The 22,676-nt window shown below is 63.1% G+C and carries 12 protein-coding genes, 1 tRNA gene and 2 pseudogenes; 3 read left to right on the forward strand and 12 right to left on the reverse strand.

Annotated elements, in window-relative coordinates; translation table 11 throughout:
* Positions 1 to 47 precede the first annotated feature (47 nt).
* Complete coding sequence (locus CEQ44_RS17415; RefSeq protein WP_088182639.1) at positions 48 to 1,553, reverse strand: TolC family outer membrane protein; 1,506 nt, start codon at positions 1,551 to 1,553, stop codon at positions 48 to 50.
* A gap of 20 nt (positions 1,554 to 1,573) precedes the next feature.
* Positions 1,574 to 2,206 carry a protein-L-isoaspartate O-methyltransferase gene (locus CEQ44_RS17420; protein WP_088182640.1) on the reverse strand — a complete coding sequence of 211 codons (633 nt, stop codon included), beginning with the start codon at positions 2,204 to 2,206 and terminating at the stop codon, positions 1,574 to 1,576.
* Positions 2,207 to 2,409: 203 nt separating this feature from the next.
* Here CEQ44_RS17420 and CEQ44_RS17425 point away from each other — a divergent pair.
* Together CEQ44_RS17425 and CEQ44_RS17430 are read left to right on the forward strand one after the other, a co-directional pair.
* Positions 2,410 to 2,483, forward strand: a tRNA-Cys gene (locus tag CEQ44_RS17425).
* Positions 2,484 to 2,647: 164 nt separating this feature from the next.
* Complete coding sequence (locus tag CEQ44_RS17430) at positions 2,648 to 3,946, forward strand: site-specific integrase (protein ID WP_088201821.1); 1,299 nt, start codon at positions 2,648 to 2,650, stop codon at positions 3,944 to 3,946.
* 69 nt (positions 3,947 to 4,015) lie between these two features.
* Here the strand turns inward: CEQ44_RS17430 and istB are convergent.
* The 4 genes and pseudogenes from istB to CEQ44_RS17450 all read right to left on the reverse strand — a co-directional run bounded on the left by istB (position 4,016) and on the right by CEQ44_RS17450 (position 7,737).
* Positions 4,016 to 4,745, reverse strand: a pseudogene (gene istB / locus CEQ44_RS17435) (IS21-like element helper ATPase IstB).
* A pseudogene (gene istA, locus CEQ44_RS17440) lies at positions 4,732 to 6,259 on the reverse strand (IS21 family transposase). Before istA ends, istB begins: the two co-directional pseudogenes overlap by 14 nt.
* Before the next feature lie 80 nt (positions 6,260 to 6,339).
* A complete protein-coding gene (locus tag CEQ44_RS17445; protein WP_256960044.1) occupies positions 6,340 to 6,729 on the reverse strand; it encodes an RNA polymerase sigma factor in 390 nt (129 codons plus the stop codon).
* Between the two features lie 241 nt (positions 6,730 to 6,970).
* Positions 6,971 to 7,737, reverse strand: a protein-coding gene (locus tag CEQ44_RS17450; protein ID WP_088190969.1) for an IS5 family transposase whose coding sequence is annotated in 2 segments (ribosomal slippage) — positions 6,971 to 7,425 and positions 7,425 to 7,737 — 768 coding nt in all. Because the reading frame shifts where the segments join, the coding sequence is not laid out codon by codon here.
* A gap of 94 nt (positions 7,738 to 7,831) precedes the next feature.
* On the opposite strand from CEQ44_RS17450, the gene CEQ44_RS24085 reads away from it, so the two are divergent.
* Positions 7,832 to 8,035 carry a hypothetical protein gene (locus CEQ44_RS24085; protein WP_144036361.1) on the forward strand — a complete coding sequence of 68 codons (204 nt, stop codon included), beginning with the start codon at positions 7,832 to 7,834 and terminating at the stop codon, positions 8,033 to 8,035.
* A 680-nt stretch (positions 8,036 to 8,715) separates the two neighbouring features.
* Here CEQ44_RS24085 and CEQ44_RS17460 read toward each other — a convergent pair.
* From CEQ44_RS17460 to CEQ44_RS17485, 6 genes are read right to left on the reverse strand one after another with little or no spacing between them, the layout of a single operon-like run.
* The gene (locus CEQ44_RS17460) at positions 8,716 to 12,297 is read right to left on the reverse strand and encodes a DEAD/DEAH box helicase (protein WP_256960045.1); all 3,582 of its coding nucleotides are present in this window, start codon (positions 12,295 to 12,297) and stop codon (positions 8,716 to 8,718) included.
* Positions 12,287 to 13,483: an EH signature domain-containing protein gene (locus CEQ44_RS17465; RefSeq protein ID WP_088185700.1), complete on the reverse strand. Its 1,197-nt coding sequence runs from the start codon at positions 13,481 to 13,483 to the stop codon at positions 12,287 to 12,289. The genes CEQ44_RS17460 and CEQ44_RS17465 overlap by 11 nt, the downstream gene beginning before the upstream one ends.
* A gap of 5 nt (positions 13,484 to 13,488) precedes the next feature.
* Positions 13,489 to 13,674, reverse strand: coding sequence for a hypothetical protein (locus CEQ44_RS17470; protein ID WP_088185699.1), 186 nt, complete (start codon positions 13,672 to 13,674; stop codon positions 13,489 to 13,491).
* A complete protein-coding gene (locus CEQ44_RS17475; protein ID WP_088185698.1) occupies positions 13,671 to 14,408 on the reverse strand; it encodes an OmpA family protein in 738 nt (245 codons plus the stop codon). The genes CEQ44_RS17470 and CEQ44_RS17475 overlap by 4 nt, the downstream gene beginning before the upstream one ends.
* Positions 14,409 to 14,411: 3 nt before the next feature.
* The gene (locus CEQ44_RS17480; protein WP_088185697.1) at positions 14,412 to 16,616 is read right to left on the reverse strand and encodes a hypothetical protein; all 2,205 of its coding nucleotides are present in this window, start codon (positions 16,614 to 16,616) and stop codon (positions 14,412 to 14,414) included.
* 46 nt (positions 16,617 to 16,662) lie between these two features.
* Positions 16,663 to 22,674: a DEAD/DEAH box helicase gene (locus CEQ44_RS17485; protein WP_088185696.1), complete on the reverse strand. Its 6,012-nt coding sequence runs from the start codon at positions 22,672 to 22,674 to the stop codon at positions 16,663 to 16,665.
* Positions 22,675 to 22,676 lie beyond the last annotated feature (2 nt).

Raw genomic sequence — 22,676 nt, forward strand, 5'->3', positions numbered from 1 at the left:
TTGCGCATCCTTAACCGTCAAGATTACCCAGCCGGGTTAACAAGCGGTTAAGGCTGCTGCGAAGCGGGTTCGACATTGGCGTTTTGCGCGGGCGTGTCAACGGTCCGCGTGGCGACCGGCGTCGGCTTGGGGTCGAAGCTCCAATCCAGCCACTTGCCCTTCACCCGTTCATAATTGACCATCGGGTCGTATAGCGTGCCGCTTTCCAGACCCAGATCGTCGGCTTCGGCATGGCCCATGGCCGCAATCACGCTGAAACCCGCGACATAGGCGTTACGCTGTGCCGTCACGAGCTGGACCTTGGCGTTCAACGCCTCCTGTTCGGCATTGAGGATGTCGAGGATGGTCCGGCTGCCAACCGAATTTTCCGCCTGCACGCCTTCCAGCGATAAATTAGCGGCTTCGACCGCCTTGCGGTTCGATTCGATGCTCTCCAGCGACGCCTGCCAACTAGCATAGGCGGCCCGCGTCTGGGAGATGACGCTGCGTTCGACCTCGATCTCGCGCTCGATCGCCTGCGATTCGAGCGCCTGATTCTGGCGGACCTGCGCGGCCGGGCGACCGCCCTGATAGAGCGGGATGGTCAGCTGGACGCCGGCAGTGGCCTGCTTGTTGATCTGCGGTCCCTCGACGGCATTGCCATCGACATCCAGCGCCGTGCCGCCCAGCGTGTGCAGATAATTGGTGTAACCTGCCGTCGTGAATCCCGACACCGTCGGCAAACGTCCGGCGCGCGCCACCTTTACGTCATAGCCCGCAGCGATCCGGTTCTTTTTGGCCGCCAATATGTCGGGATTGTCGTTCAGCGCGACTTGCACCGCGGCGACCGGCGTGGCGGGAAGGCCCGGCAGCGCGGGTGGCGGCTCCAGTGCATCGGGCGCGTCCCCCACCAGGGCGATGTAATTTTCCCGGCTGGTGATCAGATTGGCTTCCGCGATCTGCAGGTCGGACCGCGCCAGCGCCAGGCGCGACTGCGACTGGGCGACGTCGGTCCGGGTCAGGTCGCCGACCTCGAACCGGTCGTTGGTCGCCTGGAGATTGACCTCTAGCGCGCGCACGTTGGACTGGTTCAGCGACACGATCGCGCTGTCGCGGATCACGTCCATATAAGCGCCCACGGTCTGCGAAAAAATGCTGGCTTCGGTGCCGCGTAGGTTCGCCTGCCCGGCCTCCACGCGCACCTTCGCCGCCTTCACCCCGTTGCGCACTGCGCCCCCGGAATAGATCGGGACATTAAGCTGCGCCTGCGCATTCACCGTCCGCTGCGGCGAGGTGAAGCTGATCGTGGGCTTGAGGATGCTCTCGGAAAAACTGCCCGAAACGTCCACGCCGGGTCGACCCGCCGCCTTCTGGATCGGCACATTCTCGTCGGTAGCCCGCTGCCCCGCCCGCGCACCGGTCAGCGTCGGGTTGGACGCATAGGCCTTGGCCAGCGCGCCCTGCAGCGTCTCGGCCTGCGCGTCGCCGGCCAGCACCCCGCTGGTCAGAGCAGAGGACAGCAACAGCAAAGCGGCTGCGGCATGATGCCGATAAAAAATGCGCTGCGCCGTCATCTGTCCCCGCCCATCATCTTTCAGAACACAAATCCCTTGGGTGCGCCAAAACCGGGCAACACCACCATTTCGATATCCGCCAGGCTACTGAGGCCCAGCACGCCGGCGACCACCCGACCGGCGCACAGACGCGTAACGCCGCGATCGACGATCCCCGTCACCACGCGCGCATCCTCGCCAAGCTGCTGAACGAGCGCCGCGGGCACTTCCTCCACGGCGCCGTCGATGAACAGCAGGTCATAGGGCGCGCCATCGGCCGCGCCGACGTTGAGCGCGCCGCGCGCGATGGTGACGCCGGGCAGCGCGATCTCCGCACCGCCTTCTTCCTCGACCGCCGTCACCTGCGCGCCCAGTTCCGACAGCAACGCCGCGGCATAGCCGGTCGCCGCGCCGATCAGCAGCACCTTGTCGCCCGGCGCGACCTGGGCCTCCGTCAGCAGCCGCCCCGTCACCAGCGGCGGGTTGAGCGAACGCCCTCCGGCCAGTGGAATGGGGCGATCGATATAGGCCATGGCGCGGCGTTCCGCGGGCACGAAATCCTCACGCGGCACCTTCGCCATCGCGGCGATGACACGCTGATCGCCGACGTCGCTGGTGCGCAACTGGCTTTCGACCATGGCGGCCCGCATCGAAGAATAGTTCTGCTCGGTCACGATAGTTCTCGCTTGGTCCAGTGGGCTTGGCACAACTGTATTGGCAATGCAATACACTAAGGGGATCATCGGACCTCTAAATCAGCGGGCGGTCCGCGCCAAGCGGCTTTGCGTGCAGCGCGACAAGAATCTTGACGTCCCTGCTCCATCCCCTGCTTGACTTTGCCTCCAAAGCCGCACATTTGCGGCCACCCACTTGTCGAGGCCCGATGGCGGAGTGGTTACGCAGAGGACTGCAAATCCTTGCACGCCGGTTCGATTCCGGCTCGGGCCTCCAAAATCCTGTCTGGCGACGTCTGCCAACAGTTGAAAAATCCCTGATTTTCGGTAGTTTATGGGCATTCTCTGATTGTCAGTGGATGCCCTTGTTTGCCTGCAATTGCGGATGATTGGGGCCTAATTTGGGGGCCTCAAAAGGCCCCAGCAGAATCGAGGCCCCCAATGGTGCTAACCGATACCGCTATCCGCAATGCCAAGCCCGCAGATAAGCCTTACAAGGTTACTGACTCCCAAGGTTTGTATTTGCTCGTCAATCCAAGAGGCAGCAAGCTGTGGCGAATCAAATACCGGATCGATGGCGTAGAGCGAAAACTGTCACTCGGGGCGTATCCCGAGATTACCTTGGCCGAGGCGCGCGCTGCCAGGGATGCCGCCCGTAGGCAGCTGGCTCATGCGATCGATCCCAACGTAGCCAAACGACAAGCCCGCATTGAGGCGAGCATTCGGGCCAGCAACAGCTTCGCTAGCGTGGCCGAGGAATTGATAGAGAAGAAAGCGCGTGAGGGGTTGGCTGAGCCAACGCTGGAGAAGATGCGCTGGTTTGTAAAACTGATGGGAGCAGACTTCGGAAAGCGGCCTGTCGCCGATATCACGCCTCAAGAACTTCTTCATGAACTGCAGAAGCATGAACGGCGGGGCCGCTTGGAAACCGCCAATCTCCTGCGCGCCTTTGCCAGCCGTGTTTTCCGCTTTGCAGTTGCAACGGCCCGTGCAGAACGTGATCCGGCGCAACTTCTGATCGGCGCATTGACCACGCCGCGGGTCAAACACTTCGCCGCTATCATCGATCCGGACGAGTTCGGCGCTCTCCTGCGCGCTATCGAAGATTATCAGGGTGACCCCGCCGTCATTTATGCTTTGAAACTGACACCCCATGTCTTCCAGCGTCCGGGCGAACTGCGGCAAATGGAATGGGCTGAGGTCAATTTCGACAAAGCTGTCTGGACGATCCCGGTGACAAAGATGAAAATGCGCCAGCCCCATTCGGTGCCTCTGTCTCGGCAGGCTCTCGCGATACTGCAAGCCATGCGATCCTTATCCGGCTCCGGGCGCTATGTGTTCCCTTCGATCCGCACCCGAGCAAGGCCGATCAGCGAAAACACCATCAACGCAGCATTGCGGCGCATGGGCTATTCCAAAGAGCAAATGACGGCACACGGCTTCCGAACATCTGCATCATCCCTGTTGAACGAATCCGGCAAATGGAACCCGGACGCCATCGAGCGCGCGTTGGCACATATGGTGGCGGGGTCCGTCCGTCGCATATATAATCAGTCCGCCTATTGGGCCGAACGTGTTGAAATGGCGCAATGGTGGAGCGACTATATGGACGAACTGCGAAAAGGCGGAAACTGTCAATCGGCGTCCAAACGGGACCCCTTATCGGCGCGCAAAAGGGACCCCCTGTCAGGATTGCGCACGGTTGATGTGACGCGCTTCCTTGCGCTGCGCGCGGCGTAGGGAGGGCGTAGCCCGACCGGAGGCGCGCGCAGCGCAAAACATCTTCTAATTGATCGCTGCTGGGGCGGATCAGCTGCGGTTTTTGAAGCGCCAGCTGTCATTTGCCGGTCTCGACAATGTCGCAATGATGGGTGACGCGATCGAGGAGCGCGGTTGTCATCTTGGGATCGCCGAACACGGTGGGCCACTCGCCAAAGGCGAGGTTGGTGGTGATGATGACACTGGTCTGCTCATAGAGTTTGCTGATCAGGTGGAACAGCAACTGGCCGCCCGATCGAGCGAACGGCAGATACCCCAGTTCATCGAGCACGATGAGATCGAGGCGGGATAGCTGGGCGGCGAGAGCGCCACTCTTGCCGATCCTGGCCTCCTCTTCGAGGCGGGTCACCAGATCGACCGTGTTGAAGTAGCGGCCTCGGGCGCCGGAGCGCACTACATTGGCGGTGATGGCGATGGCCAGATGGGTCTTTCCTGTGCCTGTGCCGCCGACCAGGACGATATTGCGCCGTGCGGGCAGGAACGCGCCGCTGTGCAATGAACGCACAAGCCCCTCGTTGATCGGGGTACCCTCGAACCGGAAGGCATCGATGTCCTTCACGACTGGCAGCTTGGCAGCGGCCATCCGGTATCGGATCGACGCGGCATGACGATGCGTCGCCTCCGCTCGCAGGAGATCGGTCAGTATCTCCATGGTGGTGCGCTGGCGCTGAAGGCCGGTGGTGACGGCATCGTCGAACGCGCCCGCCATGCCCTTGAGTCCAAGCCCGCGCATGGCCTCGATCATATCATGCCGCTGCATCGAAGGTCCTCAGCTGGTCGTAACGGGCACAGTCGGCGATCGGGGGATGGCGCAAGGCGCTATCCTCGGAGGTGATGATCGTCAGCGGACGCGGAGGCTCCCGGCGTCGTGCCAGGATGTTGAGGATCAGGTCGTCGCTCGCCGTGCCCGTCGCCAGTGCCTCACGCACAGCGGTTTCGACAGGCTCCAGGCCATCGGTCAGTACGGCCGACAGTACACGGACGAACCGGCGATCGGCATCGTCGCCATTACCCAGCTTGCGGCGCAGGCGGGCCAGCGCCGGTGGCAGATCCCAGTCCTGGAAGGGGGCACCGTTCCGCAACGCGCCAGGCTTGCGGGCCAGCACTGGCAGATAATGCCAGGGGTCATAGATCGTGCGGTTGCGCCCAAAGTAGCGAGGATGTTCAGCGACAACCTCTTCGCCGCAGCGAACGACGATGCGGTCGGCATAGGCGCGGACCTGCACCGTGCGTCGTGCCACCGTCGAGAGTACCGAGTAGCGGTTGCGGTCGAAGCTGATCAGGCAGGTGCCGGTCACGGCATGCTCACTCTCATTGAAGCCCCGGATAGATTTTGGCTCACGGTCCCAGCATCGGCTGCAGCGCAGATCGTTCGATCTCCAGCATCTGCGCCACGGTCAGATCTCCCTGTTCAGGATGGGGCTGCCGTTCCGCCCAGCGCCGACACTCGGCCTCCAGCCAGCCATTGAGCTCTTCGAGACTGGCGAACCGCAACCGGGGCTGGAAGAAGCGACCCCGGATCGTCTGCACCTGGTTCTCGACCTGACCCTTCTCCCATCCCGCCGCAGGCGAGCAGGCCGTGGGCTCGACCATATAATGGTCGGTCATGATCAGGAACCGCCGGTTGAAGACGCGTTCCTTGCCGGTGAACACGCTCGTCACAGCCGTCTTCATATTATCGTAGATGCCGCGCCCTGGCACGCCGCCGAAGAAGGCAAAGCCGCGCGCATGCGCGTCGAACAGCATCTCCTGGCTCTCGCGAGGATAGGCCCGGACATAGACCCCACGTGACGCGCACAGGCGCATATGCGCGACCTTCACCCGCATCGGCGCTCCTGCGATCTCGACATCCTCATGGCTCCAGTCGAACTGGTAGGCCTCGCCTGGCCTGAACATCAGCGGGATGAAGGCGGTGACGCCATCGCCAGCATCCTTGCGCCGCTCGATCTTCCAGCGCGTCGCATAGCGCCGCACCGCATCGTAAGAACCCTCAAAGCCTTCTCGCACCAGCAGGTCATGGATCCGCGTCATCCGCAGCCGGTCACGCCTGCCGCGCAGCTCGTTCTCTTCCAGCAGCGTGTTCAGGCGCTCCTGGAACGGACCGATCCTGGGCAGCGGCTGAACCTTGCGCTGATAATCAAAGGCGCCCTCCGGCGCTCGGACCGCTTTGCGGATGACCTTCCGCGACACATGCAGATCCCGTGCGATCGCCTTGATCGCCTTGCCTCCGGCATACTCGCGCCGGATCCGTAAAACTGTCTCCAAAACCAACATCCCGATCTCGCCGCCTGAAAATCCAGCCGGCTGCTTAAACCATCGAAATGAGGGGTCCCTTTTAGACGCCGATCACCCCGCTAACGGGGTCCTTTTTGCACGCCGATCCACACGGTATCGGTCACGGGCACCTCCTCGATCGGCATGTGGAGGTGCACGCTGGTCCGCTCGGCGGCCCGCGCATCGTCACGGACAAGGTTGCGGGCGGCCTGGCGGAGATAGGCGCCCGGCGACGCGATCGCGGCGGATTGATCGTCGGTCTTCCCCGCCATGCGCGCAAAGACCTGCTGGACGATGTCCTCGGCCCGATCCTCCGCTGTCCGGCGCGCCAGAAATCGCAGCAAGGCCGGACGCTCGGCCCGATACAGCGCGCCGAGCAAATCTCTCGGCGTCGCAACCCGATCATGATCAGGCGGCAGCGGGTCGCGTTCGTCCAGGGGCAAGCGCGCGGCGCCTATTGCGGTCGACATCTCGGCCCATGACCTGCGCTACTATGCGCTGCATTCTTCATCGGCATGGCCTCCGTGCAAAGAGCGAGGCGATGCCGACAAGAGCCGGGTGTAGAAAACATGCTTGAGACATGCGCCGACGCCTTTGGCCGCAAGCGGCTTGGACATGCGCGTCGGCCACCCGGCCGCGTGTATGGCGGGTCCATTTCTTCCCAAGCGAGGTTCTCAAGCCTCGGCGTCGCCTTCGCGACGCGGAACAAGACTAGGCCGTAGACTCATAAGCTCGCAACCACAGACGCATTGATGCGAGCTGGACCATGGCGAGGAAGTTTTCGGCGAGCTTGTCGTATCGGGTGGCGACACGGCGGAAGTGCTTTAGCTTGGAGAAGAAGCGCTCGATCAGGTTGCGCTCCCGATAGAGCCGTTTGCTGAAGCACGGCCTCCATTTTCTATTGGATTTGGCCGGAATGTTTGGCGTGGCACCCTGTTCCTCGATCAGCGTGCGGATGCGGTCGGCATCGTAGGCCTTGTCGGCAAGCACGATCATGTGTGGCCCGAGATGGTCGAGCAGTTCGTCTGCAACTTGCCCGTCATGAGTCTGCCCAGCAGTCAGGCCGAGCCGGATTGGGAGCCCTTGCGCATCGACGACGGCATGGATTTTGGTCGTGAGGCCGCCGCGGGATCGACCGAGACAATGATCTCGATCCCCCTTTTTGCCGTAGCAGCCTGTTGGTGCGCCCGGATGGAAGTGCTGTCGATCATTTGGATTTCACCGTCATACGCGGCGGTGATGGCGTCCATCATCCGGTCCCAGACGCCCACCTTTCGCCAGCGGACAAAGCGGTTGTAGCAGGTGGTGCGAGGCCCATAGCGCTCGGGCAGGTCGCGCCATGGCGCACCAGATCGCAGCACCCAGAATATGCCGTTCAGCACGCGCCGGTCATCGACGCGCGGGACGCCCCTTGGCTTGTTGGGCAACAGCGGCTCAATCACGCGCCATTCGAAGTCGGTCAGATCATATCGGCTCATACCAACGCTGAATCACTGTTCGGCGAAAATGGGAAGGCCTGTTTATTGCCGCCCGACGCTCTGCTCGATGATGTTGCCAATGATAACGAAGGCGATGACGCATCCAAGCAGCCACCATCCTGAGCGCCGCTTCCAACGGTTCAGCAAGATGATTGCTATCGGTAAGCCGATCATGATCGCTACCGCGACCATCAAATCGAAGCTGCTTATCGGCATGAGTCCACCATCACCCGAACCCTACGCCAAACAAATCCGTTCAGCCAAGAGCCATGCACGCTTTTATGAGTTCACGGCCTAACATCCTGATTCGGAGAAGCAATACCGATGGGACGATTTACAAAGCGCGCGTATATGGAGACGGGGAGATCGACCACGATCCCGCCTGTAATAATGTCCCTGCCTCCCAGCCAGCGCTCGACTGCACCATGTCGAAGAACGTGATCATCATGCGCGAGCGTTTCGCGCCTCGATTTCTGCGGGCTTTCGTTCGGGCGCAAGAGAACATTTGAGGTAAATCGCGCGAACGGATCGGGATGCTGACAAAATCAGTCGGGGTTGCAGAGTTTCAGGCAATCATTCCGCGATACTCACTTTTTCAATCCGGATTCGAGAAAAATTTGCCGCCATTCACTCAAACTGACTTTTTCAATCGCAGATTAAGCTCTTCAATCCTAAATTTGGATAATCCCGACTCAACTTCCCGGTCGCCCGCTCAACGTCCCGCTTATGGGCTACCTGCAAATCATCGAGGCTTTTCAACTCGAATCTCCGCTAGGGAGAATGACCGCGCTGATGCCGATCGGCTAGAAAACAACATCTGTGCGAGACGGCACTTAACGAGTTCTCCTTCCCGGCAACGCGAAATATCGTACCTAAACAGCGAATCGAGTATCTCACCGTCTCATTTGTTACTCATCGTAAAGCATTCAGGTTTTCTTGAATCCGGCAGGAGGGCCGATTTACGGGAAACTTGGTGCGTTACTCTAAAGTCAGCACGACGGTGCAGGCAAACCGATTGCCCATCACCCCATCAATGCCACGCCCAAGATCCCAGGTAAGCTGCTTGCCCGACCATGTCGTCGCCTGCACTTCCCGATCATGGAGCGACCGGTTGCCCCGCTTCGAAACGGGTATGAATTGCAGGGCGACATCCTGACCGAAGGCGGTGCGCCAGCGGTCGTGCATGTCGGCATATTGCATGTCGCTGCTTTCGGGGTGGGAAACATCGACGCTGTCGGCATCGAACGTGACGATGTGGACCCGTTCCACCCTTTGCCCCTGCTTGAGCAGCATCCGCGCGAAATCGACCATGTTGCGCCGGGCACGCTCCCCGGCTGCGCCATAGGGATCGACGATCCGCAGTTCGCGCACGGGATCATCCGCTATCGGCGCGGTGAATATCTGGTAATCCCGCGCGCCCCCGGCATGATAAACGACGCGCCGTGGCCATGAAGGCGTCGGCGCGCGCGGCGCTTCCATCGGCACTGGGGTGGCGGCGCGCGGGCGCAGGGAGAGGCGGGACGGAGGTGCTGGCGACACGGCTTCCGGCAAGGTTGGCGCATCAGGCGCGCCGGTGACGATGACGTCCTGTACTGGGTCGTCGGTCCTTTCTTCGCTGCCCCCCAGTACGCTGTCAAACAGCGCGCCAGCATCGCCATCGTCCTCTGCTGGTGTCAGCAGACCGCGGCTAAGCGTTCGCTTGCGCTCCATCAGCGCGTGCAATTTCAGGTCGAAGCTGGAAGGCGCTATGATCGGATCGGGATGGACCGACTGGGGCAGGTAGACCGTGACGTCGCGTTCCTGCCCGATGCGATAGGCGCGGTCGGTTGCCTGATCTTCGACTGCCGGATTCCACCAGCGCGACAGATGAATGACATGATTGGCCGCCGTGAGCGTCAGGCCGACACCGCCTGCCTTGGGCGAAAGGATCATGACGTCGAAGCCTGGCCCTCTATTCTGAAACTGATCGACGGCCGCCTGCCGCGCCTTCCCCGCCACGCCGCCATGGATGCGGATGACGCCATGGGGCAAGGCGAAGCGTCGTGCGATCTCCGCCGCCAGCAAGGCCTGCATCGCCAGGCTCTCGCAAAAGACCAACGCCTTCTCCTGCTTCGCGCTGATCTCCTGCAACAGCAGGAACAGGGTCGCAATACGCGCTGAATCGGTAAAATAGTCGACATTCCCGCCCGCGGCGTCCGGCGCGACCGGGTGCAGCGATACGCCGCGCAGATGATGCAGCACTTCAAGCATGCGTCCGTGCTCGCCAGATCCCTTGACCGCCATGGCGCGCAGGATGACTTGGTCATAAGCCTGGGCCTGCCGCAGCGGCATGGGCATAGGCAGCGTGCGGATATGCTTGGCGGGCAGTCCCGCGAGGCAGTCATCCTTCATCCGGCGCAGCAGCACTGGCGGCCGACTGCGCACTGGCTCAATCAGCAAGGCATGGAGTTTTTTCAGCTTTTCCGGTTCCGCGGGGTAATCCATTTCGAACTGACGGCTCGATCCCAATAGGCCGGGATGGACCACATCGAAGATTGACCACAGATCCTGCAGCCGATTTTCAACCGGCGTGCCAGTCAGTGCCAGCTGAAATCTCGCGTTCAACGTCTTGGCCGCGCGGGTGATCTGACTCGCCGGGTTTTTGAGCTTTTGCGCTTCATCATAGAGGATCGCGGCAAAAGGCTGGCGCGCAAAGCTCAGATGATAGTCGCGCATGGTTTCATAAGTGGTCAGCACGATTCCGGCGTGGGACCATGCCGCCGGATCGACGGCGCTGGTGCCGCTGTCGATATCGCGTCCCGCGCTGGTGCGTAGCCGGGCCAGGTCGCTTCCATGGGCATCGGCGATCCGGCCCAGCGCATCGGGTTGCAGATGGCGTGCGATTTCTGCGCGCCAATTTTCCAGCAGACCCGTCGGCGCGACGATCAGCACCGGTTTGCCGCCATCGGGTTGCGCCCGCAGCCAGGCCAGGAAGACCAGCGCCTGAAATGTCTTGCCCAGCCCCATGTCATCGGCCAGCAGCGCGCCGGGCAGGCCCGACCGGTAACAGCCGACGAGCCACTGAAAACCATCACTCTGATGGGGCTTGGGTGCGGATCGCACTGTATCGGGGAACGCCACTGGCGCTTGCGCAATCGCATGATCCTCGACCAGCGGCGCATATGCCAGATCGTCCAGATTATCGCGCACTTGCAGGAAGAAGCGTTGGCGCAGCGCGGCAGGCGGCTGCGCGTCCTGCGCACTTGGCCCGGTGGCGGCGGCAAACAGGTCCGCTAGGCCCGTCAACGCTGACAGCGTAGCCTGCGTCGCCGGGATGTCTTCCCCTTCATAAGTGAAGCTGGCGCGCTGTTCGCGCACCGCCTGTTCCGCCAGGGCGACCGTCGCTTCCAGCCTGTCCGGTATGATCGTGATGCTACGCGCATCGGGCTCCTCCCCGATGCGCAAACCAAAGGATTCGGGCAACCAACTGTCTGGCCGCGGCTTGATCCAGGGCAGCACGGGCTTGCGCCAGATGTCGATCCCCGCGACGCGCTCGGAAAATTGCTGGGTTTCGATGAACAGCCGCGCGGCGTCCGCCGGGTCGTCGCCACGCGCGCGCAGTGCCTCTGCGACATGGCGTTCGGGGGCCGTGGCAAAGGCGCGGCGCTGCTCGGTCGTGCCGGCTTGCGCGGTGCGAACGACCGCCAAAACATCGCTCAATTGCGGGTCGATATAGAGCAACGACCCATCATCAAGCAGATAGGTGCGCCGGCTGCCATCCCCTGCGCGAAAGCGGCGGGCAAAGCCGATGGCCAGCGCCGGCGGCAGCAGACTATCGTCCGCTTCGTCCAGCACCGCGCCCTCTTCGGCTGCCGCCAACCGATCGCGCGCGAACAACACCGGATCGAAATCGAAGCCACCCGCCGATGTATGCAGCGCCAGCGACAAGCCAGAGGCATAGGCCAGGCGCAATCGGCTAATGACGCCATCAGGCGCAATCTGCGCTGCGCCCTCATCGCCGATGGCTTGCTTCAACGCGGCCAGCGCTTCCTGGCGGCCCGCCTCGTCCGGGGCGGCATTGACCATGTCGACGGCAGCGAGCGCTGAAAACAGCGGTTCCGGTACCCGCCACAGCCGCCCGTCCTGGCGCAGATAGCCATTGGCCAACACCGCGCGCACCGGCACGCCGCCCGTGCGCGTCCAGTGCGTGCTGATCCGAAACCCCTGTTTGTGGATCAGGCCCGTGGTCGCCAAATTTAGCGACAGGCGCGTTGCCAGCGGCAGGCCCACCGCCTGTGCCTCGCTATCGGTCAGCCTTGCGATCAACGCCGGATGTAGGTTGGCCCCGTCCGCGTCCGGCTCGACGAGGGGACTGCCATCCTGGGCCGCCTCACCATCCCCCAACGCCTGTAAGAGCCGAGCGATGGCCGATGTTGCGGCATCGGGGCGGTGCAACACCCAGTCCTCAAAGGCGATGACGTCTCTTTTCACCTTGCCAAAGGGTATGCGCGAAGGCGTTTCGCGGATCAGGGTCAGGTGCGTGCCGGTGGCGTGGAAAGCAAGCATGGAACTACCAGTCAAAACCTTCGCCAAATTTAGGGTGCCTTTGTCCAGTCCGTTTATAAATGCGATTTGCGAAGCGTCGTTGCCAACCCGATTGATGAGGAATGTAGGTGAAATCTGCTCCACCATTCATCGCGCGTAGCTGGAAACCAAAATATTCCGCCGAATAGGTTTTGGGGGCGGTCCGGTCCTTGGCTTCCCAAAACCGACAGGCTCCCGAATGACTCCATTCGGCGATGCGTTCGTTTCCGATAGAAAGGATGAGCGAAGAATGACTAGGATCGGCATATTGGCGATCACCGACAATCACGCCGTGATCCACGCTGCTTCTGTTTCCCTTTGCGGCAATAACGTCCTTGGCTCTTATACCAAGTGCGAACCAGGCATCGATGATGACGCCTGTATCAAGATATCCAAGCCAAAAAGCCTCTCTTTCGGCCCACTGGGTAGGGTCATTGGTCGTAACCGAGACGACCTTGAAAAACTCACGGACGGTCAGCTCTGTTAGCCACCGCTTCAGTATATCGAGCAGACTTTTTGCGCCACTTAACTCTGGAATTTCGGTGGCTACCGCTTGCCAGCGCGCGGTATCCATGCGTGGGTCACCGATACGGTCAACCAATAGCTTTACGACTTTTTTGCCATAAGCCTTAGCAGGATTGGTATCTGCCCAAGGTGCCAGCAAGGCCCAGGCCAGCATCGCCTCCATGCCCCCTATCGCCAGCCGATCGAACAGTGCAATCAGCCGGGTGCCCAGCAATTGCGCCTGTTCCCCTTGCGCGCGACCGGCTTGTTCGCATGCGGCCTCCAGCGCGTCCGCCATGAACGCGCCTTGTGCCAGGTCACCGTCCAACCCGGTTTCGCGCAGCACCAAAGCGGGATCATCGCTGGCCAGCAGGGCGGCGGCGACCCGGTCCGGTCCTGCGCCTTCGTCCCACAAATGCCATTTTCGTCCACGGGCGCGCCAGGCCCAATCATAACGTTCGGCGGTCATCGCCGATGCCGCCCGCAGAGCCTCGAAAGAGGGATGGTCGCGGGGGAAATGGCGAAGATAGGCCGTCAGGACGGATCGATCGAGGCTTTTGGCATTGGCCGCGACGGCGGCATCTAATGTTGCGCGCGCGATGCCGTCGCATCGTTCGTCGGGCCACATGTCGCTGACCAGACGGCGCAGGTCCCGGCGGGACAGGGTGCGGGGGTCCATGTGCCTCAATCCTCGACGATGCCGATGCGGCGCAGGAAGTCATCCCAGCTTTCGGGTGGACCCGCCGGGCGGCTTTCGCGTTCGGCAAGGCTGTCGGCCGCGCGTTCGCATGCCAGCTTGCGCTCGGCAGGGGGCAGCGGCAACCGCCCCATGCGCGCCAAGCGATCGGCCGTTTCGAGCAATCCGGTCATGGCTTTTCCGTCAGGATCGAAACCATGTCTTCAGGAGGCGGGGCCGCCATCAGGAAACGCAGGTCGATGCGCCGGTTGCGGCTTTTGGCGGCTTCGTCCAGGCCGGTGTCCACAGGTCGGTTCGCACCATAGCCGCTGACCGACAAAATGGGCCGATCCTCGCGATTATGCAGCGCATCGAGCGCCGCTACGGCCTGTTCCATGGCGCGGAACGTGTTGGTCGCACGCAGGGCCGACAGGTCCATATTGTCCGAAATCGCGCCCCACCCTGCAAAGGCATCTGTGTCGGTATGGCCCTCGATGAAAATGGCGTCGATGCTGTGCGGCGTGGCCGGGCAATTCTGCTGGCGGCGTGGGAAGGAATAGCAGGGCAGAACCTGCCCCATCGCTTCGGCAATGACACCCACCGCTGCCTGTCCGTCGGCCGACAGGCGATAGTCGCCCTTGGCGAACAGGATCGCGGCCGGCATCCGCAATACGCCGGTGCGGGTGTCAATCTGTACCTTCACGCTCGAATCGCGCCGTTCGATTTCGGTCTTGAGATCGCGCAATATCTTGGTCCTCGCCTCGCCCGCATCGGACAGGGCCTTGCTCTTCTGCTGAAATTGCAGCGCGAAATAGAGCAACAGGATGATGAAGATGAACAACAGCCCGACCATCATGTCGGCCATGGAGATGAAATAGCTTTCTTCTTCCTCTTCCCCGCGCGACCGGCGAACGCCCCGACTGGCCATGGCTTATGTCCTCGGATCAGAGTTTAGGCGCGCCAGAAGGTCTTCAATGGCGCTTGCTAGAATGGCGATATCATCGACCGCCTTGCCGAAATTATCGACCGCCCGCGCCATGGCCAGGTCGATCCGCCCGACATGCTCATTGAGGCCCGTTGCATGTTCATGCGCGGCTTGCTGAATCTGGGACAGCGCTTTGCCTAGCGCTTCGTCCACATCGGTGAAGCGGCGCTCGTAATTATGCCACGCCTCCGTCGCGGAGGTTCCCGTGCGTTCCAGACTCGTCGCAATCATTTCCATCGACGTGCGCTGGCGGCTGCCGCTTTCTTCCGACCGGCGCAGCAATTCCTGTGAATGGCCCACCGATTCCTGAATGGTCTTGGACGCGGCCTTGATCGGTTCGGCGGCACCGGCGACATCATTGGCGGCGCGGCCCAACATGGCCGCGACGCCCTGCGCCTCGCGCCCGGCGTCGGCGAGTTTGCCCGCATGGTCATTCGCCGCGCCTGTCGATCGCTCGATTGCGCTGGACAGCGTCTCCATTCGCCCCGCCGTCGTGGTCAGCGTCTGGACAAGACCGGCGCTGGCCGCCTCGAACCGTTCGCCAAAGGCCTCAAAGGCCTGGGCTATCGCGCGGCCCGACGCTTCGGCCGACCGGGTAATGGCTGTATCGAGCGTGGCCGCCATACCTGTATGCGCCTTTGCCGCAGCGCCTTCCAGCGCAGCGGCGGCCTTTTCCAGCACAATGGCATTGCGTTCCGCTGCGCCTTGCGCACTGCCGGACAGCACATTGCCCATATCCGCCACCTGCCCACGCATCTGGTCGAACGCGGACTGGATGCCGCTGGTCGCACCGGCAAAGCCGTCCAGCGCGCCGCGAATGGCGGTGCTGCTTTCGGCCATGGCGTCGCGCACGGCGGTCTGAACCGCTTGCACCATCGCTTCACTGGCCCCGGTGGAGGCCGCACGCATTTCCTCGCCCATGGCGCGCATCACGTCGCGCTGGCCCTGTGCCATCGCATCATAGCTGGCCTTGTCTTCCGCGACCCGCTGCGCAGTGCGGCGCTCGGCTTCCTCGGCTTGCCCGGCAAGCGATTCCGAAATCCCCTCGATCCGCCCATTGAGCTGCGAAAAGGCGTGCGTCATATTCTCAGAAGCCGTGGAAAATTCGCGCGCGGCCCCGGCAATCTGCTCGCTCGCCGCCCCGCTTGCCCCTTCCAATCGGTCGTTCACGCCCTGCAGGCCAGAGGTCATTCCGGTAAGGGCCACAGCAAGCCCCTCCATTTCCGATCCGGCATTGCGGCTGATCGCTTCGCCCAGCTCCTTGCCGATCTGGTTGAAGCTGCCATCGCGAAATTCGTTGAGCGAGCTTTGGATGCCGCCCAGCCCGGCGACTACGGGCTGCATATGCTGGCCCAGCGCATCGCCGATACTGGCCGCAAGCTGATGACTAAACTCGGTAAGCGCAATGCTTTGTTGCTTGAGTTCCCGAAGCTGTTCGGCGGCGATCCGCTGCGGCGGTGAGAACAACGTGCCATATTCGAGCCGATCGCACAGGGTTTCAAGACGGCGGTCCGTAGCGCTATGCCATCGCCGATCGAACCAGCGCAGCACGATCGAGGCCAGCACACCGCCAATGGAGGTCCAGAATTTGGCGGCGGTAATGGTGAGGAGATCGATCAGCGCTTTTTGGATCTGCGCCATATCCGCCCCGGCCGTCATCGACTGAACGGCACCGACCAGCGCGGCGATGATCCCCAGAAAGGTGCAGGTCAGGCCCAAAGCCACGAAGATATTGGCCCACCAGGCCAGAACGCGGGTGTCATCGCCCAGATGGAGAAAATAGCCTTCGGGGCGGGTCGTCGCCTGAAGCGGCGCGTCATTGGGATTGACGATGGTTTCGGTAAATTGCGTCCAGGCATGGCGCAATTCGGCGCTGCCCTTGCCGCCCCCCTGCATCGCCCTGTCTATATCGTCATAATGGGCGACGAAGGCGCTTTGCGCATCGACGTCGCTGGTCTGATCACCCACGATCTGCGTCGCCGCGAGCCTACTCTCCAGGGCTGCCTTGGTCGGGCGATAATGCCGCCAATTGTTCCAGGCGATGATGATCCCTGCACCGACCAATATCGCCAGGAACAGGCCAAATCCGACCCATCGACCGCCGAATATCAGCGCGACAAGTTCGTTAGGCCAGATTTGATGTTCGCTCACCCTGTTGCCCCCAATAATCTCTTACACTGCGCCAATGCGGGTGCCTTCATGCCGTCACCACGATATAGCCGCCGCCCCTGGCCGCGATCAGCGCCGAATAGGCCATCAACCTATCGGCTTGCCTTTGCGCGTCCACGCCGAAATCGAACTTTGCATAGGATGGCGTCCGCCATGGGCCGAACCCCTGATCCAGTACCAGCCGCACCACCGCTCCTCCCACGAAGGACAAGGTCATCACACGGCCATGCGCAGCCCCCTGCTCCACCAGCGTCGCGGTCAGCGCCTTGGCGGCCAGGACCGCCTCCAACACATCGGCACGGTCCTCCTCCCACTGCCAATCATGGTCGGGAGCAAAGGGCTGGCGCTCATTGCGCTTGAAGCGGTTGGTGATGAGCCGCACGTCCATCGCGTTGCCTGATTCGGCGAGCGCATCGCGCAACGCAGCCATGGCCTCCGCCATCAAGCGAATGACCAGCGGAGATTGGAGATAGCGATCATTATAGTCGATCCGCGCCAACACGTCGGTCCCGCCTGCCGCACGAATGGCGGGCAGTAGCGCGTCGACCAGCTTTCGGCCGAAATCAGCGATCGGCCCGTCCAGATCCTGGCCGAGTTCAATGAACTGGGTGCCCGACACCGGCAGCAAGCTGTCGAGGTCCATCATGGCCGACAAAGGCATGCGCCCGGCAGGGGTGCGCACGACGGGCGCATCATGCCCCAGGCCCCAATAGGGACCAGGCCGCGCCGCCTGTTTGTCGCGCGAAGCCCAGATACTGGGCTGCCCGCCATCTGCCGCCGCAATGCCGATCGCATCATTGGCGAAGCGCGGCGCAGTGCCTTGCCGCAGGATGATCGTGCGCGTCTTGGCGAAATCGCGCAACGCCAGCCGCGCCGCCGGGTCCAGCATGCCGATCCAGAGCGGATCGATCACCAGATGCAGCGCCACGCCCCGATCCGCCGCCCGTCGTGCCACCAGCGAAAGCGCCCCTTCGCCAAGCGCCGCGACGTCGCTGTCCCCTTCGATCCAGAGGGTCAATGTCCGCGCGCCCTGGTCCAGCATCGCGACCAGATCATCCCCGACGGATCGGCATAGCTGCGCATCCGCCGCGATCGCGTCGGCGCTGGCCACGGTTCCAAGGGCCGCCAACGCGGATTCCGCCCAAGCCAGCGCGCCCGTTCGGTCGATCCTGTCCTGTTGCCGATACAGATCGCCGGTCAGGACACAGGCGGAACAGCCCCGCACGCACCCTGGTTCATGGCAGTCCAATATCGCCACGGCGTCGCGCAACAATCGGTCGTACAGCGGCACGACCTGGGGGGCAAAGCCGGCCCCGCCCGATGCCCGGTCGAACAGATAGAGCGAATGCGTCTTTTGCCCGATCGGCGTCCAGGCCGGGCGCACCTCCATGCCCAGCTCGCCCGTCTCGACCCCCAACCGCCGCGCCAGCGCCTGCCGCAAGGCCGACAAGAGCGCCCAGGCGACGCCATCCTCCTCCAACCCCACCGGCTGCATCTCGGCAACGTCGGTCAAGGTCTGATGGCCAAGCGCGATACCGTACAGTATCTTGAACGACAAATCGTTGCCCGGGCAAAGGCCCGCCGCATCGGCGCGGCTATGGCGCAAGGGCTTATGGTCCTTGAGCGGCCTGTCCATCCCATCGGTCGCGGCCTCGGCACGGCCGCATTCCAAGCAGACGTCATAGCCTTTGCGAGTCGCGCCGCGGGAAGAATAGAAGACGAGGCCGTCATGACTGAACCGCATCCGCCCCTGCGCGGGATTGGCAAAGGGCAGCCAGGCGGCACCTCGTGCGACGATCTGTTCCGCTTCGGGCTCGACATAGCTGACCATATCGGTCTCGGCATGGGGCTTTGCGCCCATGTCCGCTGTAAAGCCCGATGGCTCCAGGAAGCGGCGCTGCGCGCTGTCATCGGTGGGAAGGATCGCATGGCAGGCGGGGCAATGCTGTGGCGGCACGGGTGCGCAATCGGCTGCGCCACAAGTCGGGCAGGCCCAGAAGGTCTGGATGCTCTGCACCTCGCGCACCTTGTCGGCATCAACCGGGCGCTGCCAATTGAGTGTCACCCCGGCCGAGCGATAGACAAGGCCATCGACCACCACTTCCGCGCCAGGCGCATAGTCGCGGATCGCGATGTCGAGATTGCGGGTCGGATGACCGCGGCGGCGGGCGCTGCGGTCATCGCCGGCGGCCTCGTCCGCCAAAGGTTTGTCGCTGGCGACAAACGGCACCACGTTGGTTGGAAAACCATGCCCTGGCAGCACGGCCCGCACCGACAATTCGCTCAGCAGATTATCTTTCGCCAGCCTTTGCAGCTGAAAGCCGATGGCGTTCTTCCCTTCCTTGGGCGCGTCGGCGGCCTGCGCCTGCATCGTTTCCCACTCCTGGACGATGGCCGCATGGGCTTTCGCCAAAGCATCACGCGTCGCATCGAACAACGTACCATCGCCCGCCAGCGCAGTACCTGCCGTCAAGCGCCTGACCTCCTCACTCATCGCCAGCACCGTGCTGGGCTGCGCCACCCAGGCGCGAAACGCATCGACCGGGGCCTGATCGGGCCGCTTGGCACCGACGCCTTCGGGGCAGCCGAAAAATTCGCCCACCCGCGTCTTCAGCGCCTCGCCCCCCTCGCCCGCAAACCAGCGTGCCAGCAGCAGCGCATTGACATGGCGCTGGACGATGCGGCGGCTGTCCAGCTTCACCTGCGGCGCGAGGTTGTCCTGGCGCAGATATTTTTGCGGATCGCGGAACATCTCCCGGTCGAGCGGGGTGTCGCGGGTATAGGTGAGCGATGTGGCAAAGCCCTGCCCCCGCCGCCCGGCGCGGCCCACACGCTGGCGGTAATTGGCCAGTGCGGGCGGCACATTGGTCATCATCACCGTGGACACCGACCCGATATCGACGCCCATCTCCATCGTCGTGGAGCAATTGAGGATGTTGATGGCACCGGCCTTGAACGCCGCCTCGAACCGGCGCAGCCGCGCCGGCGGTTGTTGCGCGCTATGTTCGGCCGCGCGCAGATAGGGCGATTGCAGCGCGACCCGGTCATGCAGGTTGGTCCACATCCCGGCTTCGCGCAAAGCTATGACCTTTTCATCCTGCACCAGCCAATCGCGCACCCGTTCGACATCGTGTCCCCTGGGAAAAGTGACGGGCAAGTGCGGCAGGCTGATGGGCTGGGGTGCAATATTGCTCGTCAGCAGCCCTTCGCGATGGCCATAGGGGCTAAGCCCCAGCGGCAGCGTCGGCAGCACCCGGCGGCTGACGGGGCAACGCCAGGCGTCGATCACCGGCGCAATCCGCGCTTGATCCAGGTCCAGCGCTAGTCCGGCCTGGGTCGGGCTGGAGAAGAGGCTGGACAGCCGGTCCCATGCCGCCTCCAGCACCTCGTTCAGGTCGCGGCGCTGCTCCGGGTCGGATCGGTCGAGATTCAGCGTCTTTTGCAGCAACAGCAAGATATTGGACGGATTGCCGCCCGCCCCTGCGCTTGGCCAGTTGACCTCCTTGCCAACCATGCCCTTCTCGCCAAATGGCTTGATTTCCTTGCGCCAGCCCTTGGCCGTGATCCAGTGCAAATCCTCATCCGACGCGCGAAGGGCAAGGTTGGCGCGCACCGTCATGTCGATGATGGCGTAAAGCAACCCTTGCCAGGCCTCCACGCCCAAGCCGCGTGCGCGCAATAGGGTGGGTACATCACGGATACGGTCGATCACGGCAAAGCGCAGCCGCGCCAGCCCCATGGTTTCGATCGTGTTGGCCCGGCGCGGACGCCGCGCCAATTCGCGCAGCAACAGGAATTGGGCAAAGGCCTCGCTCTGCAAATAGCGTGTGTCGCGCAGCGACCACACATCCGCCATCCATTTGCAAACCTCATCCTGTTGGGCGAGGTCGGTGCGCAGCTTGCTCCATGCCAGACCGTCGACTTTGGGGCTAAGCATAGCCGCAAGCTGCCCCTTCTTGCCCGCCACCATGTCGGCCAGGTCGGGAATACCCAATCCCTCCAGCGTGGCGATTTCGGCCCGCAATTCGACGGCTGCCGGATCATCCGCGTCGGCGCTGACCATGCTGCCCTGCACCGCATGATAGATGTAACCGCGCACAAAGCCCCGCTCGGCGGCATTTTGCAGGTTGGCGGCAAATCGCGCCGTGCCCTGCCGACTATCCGTAAAGGACAGCAATTGCCGCCCGTCCGCAGGCGGGCGATGCGAGGCTTTCGGGTCGATCCGTGGGGCTACGCCCTCCAGCAATATCGGCGCGGCATTGCCGATCAGGAAGGGCGCGCCGAACCGTAGGGGCCACAGAATATCGCCCCCGTTCCCACTGTCCGCCCCACACGCCCCGCAATGGCCCGTGGTCAGGATGAAATAGGGCCGGGTGCCATCCTGCGCCGCGTCGCTCCGTTCGCCGGTGCCGGGCTTCACATGGGCGGGCCGCGACCGTTCCACCGGCCGCGTGGCGATGGACAGGCGAACGGCGTCATAATCAGTCGCTGGACCATCCGCTTCGTCGTCATCGTCCGGTTCGCTCGGCTCCCGCTCGCGCAACGCGGCGAATTCATCCGCCTCCCGCACGGGGATGCGCTGTTGCAAGCGGCCTTCGCGCTCTTCGCAGTCCAGATAAGGCTCGCCACATTCGCGGCAATTCACCACCTCCAGCACCATGGCCCGACAATGGGGACATTCGTCGGCACGTTCGGGCAGGATCGCACCGAACGGCCAACCGTCAGGCGAATCCTTGCAATCCGCGTTGATGCAGCTCCACAGCCCCGGCACTGCGCGCAAAAACCCATGCACCCGCAGGGGCAAGAGCGGCCCGCGCTGCATATCATGCGCGTCGGCGATCGCCGCGATCAGGGCGTCGGCGGGCTGGCCGGCGGGACGAAGCATCGCCTCCGCCTCGTCCAGCCGCAGCGGTCCTGCTTGCGCCGCGCGGATAAAGGTCTGCACCGGCGGCGACGCGGCCAGCGCATCACGATCGGCCAGCATCGCCGGCGTCAGCACGGGCGACGCGGCGGGTGCTGGCAGGTCGATCGTGTCGCGTGCGCCCAACACCACCTGCACCATCCGTTCGTCCGCACCCGACAGATCGCGCAGGAAGCGGCGCAGTTCGTCGGTCACGTCGCGCCCTTCGCCGATCGTTGCCGACGTCGCGACGAAGCGCACATCTTGCGCGCGCACGCCGAACGCCAGCAACACCCGGCGCAACAACAGCGCCACTTCCGCCGCCGCCGATCCGACATAGCCATGCGCTTCGTCGAGAATGATCCAGCGCAACTGGCCCTGACTTTTGTCGATCAACGGGCGGTCGATCCGCCGCACCGTCATATATTCCAGCATGGTGACATTGGTGACCAGGATCGGCGGTGGATCGTTGCGCAGCGTCAGGCGGTCTTCGGCCTGTTCGGGCTGCGTCTTGTCCTGCGCCCGCAATTTTTCCGGCGTCATGCCATTATAGAGGCCAAAGCGGATGCGCTCGCCAAAGGGCGCGGTCCAGGCACTCAACCGTTCCTTCTGGCTCGCGATCAGGGCATTGAGCGGATAGAGCATGATCGCCCGCACGCCCGACAATCTGCCCACCGCATCGGACTCGGTGGCCAGATCATGCAGTAACGGCATCAGGAAACATTCGGTCTTGCCCGACCCCGTGCCGCTCGACACCAGCACCGACCGCCGTTCAGCAGCAGTCAAATGCGCCCAGGCCTCGATCTGATGCTGATAGGGCTGGGCATCTCGATCGAACCGATAATCATCGTTCGTGCAGGTCGAAATCGCCCGGATCACATCGGGATGCAGCGGATTGCCCGCGCAATCGGCAAAGGTCCGCCCGCTCGACACAAAGGGCGCTGCCCCCTCGATCACCGGTTCGCGCACCAGCGCGCCCTGCGCGACATCCGTTCCGCCAAAGCGCCGACGGATTTCGGCGGCCAGCGCGGGATGGTTGAGTGCAGACTGGCCCAGCACCGCCTCGACCGTGCGGGCGCGCACCAGGTCGATCGTGCGCAGCGGTACGGTGGCCGGGCGCACGGGGTCGGCATCAGCCATGA

The organism is Sphingobium sp. Z007 (assembly GCF_900013425.1).
Lineage (GTDB): Bacteria > Pseudomonadota > Alphaproteobacteria > Sphingomonadales > Sphingomonadaceae > Sphingobium.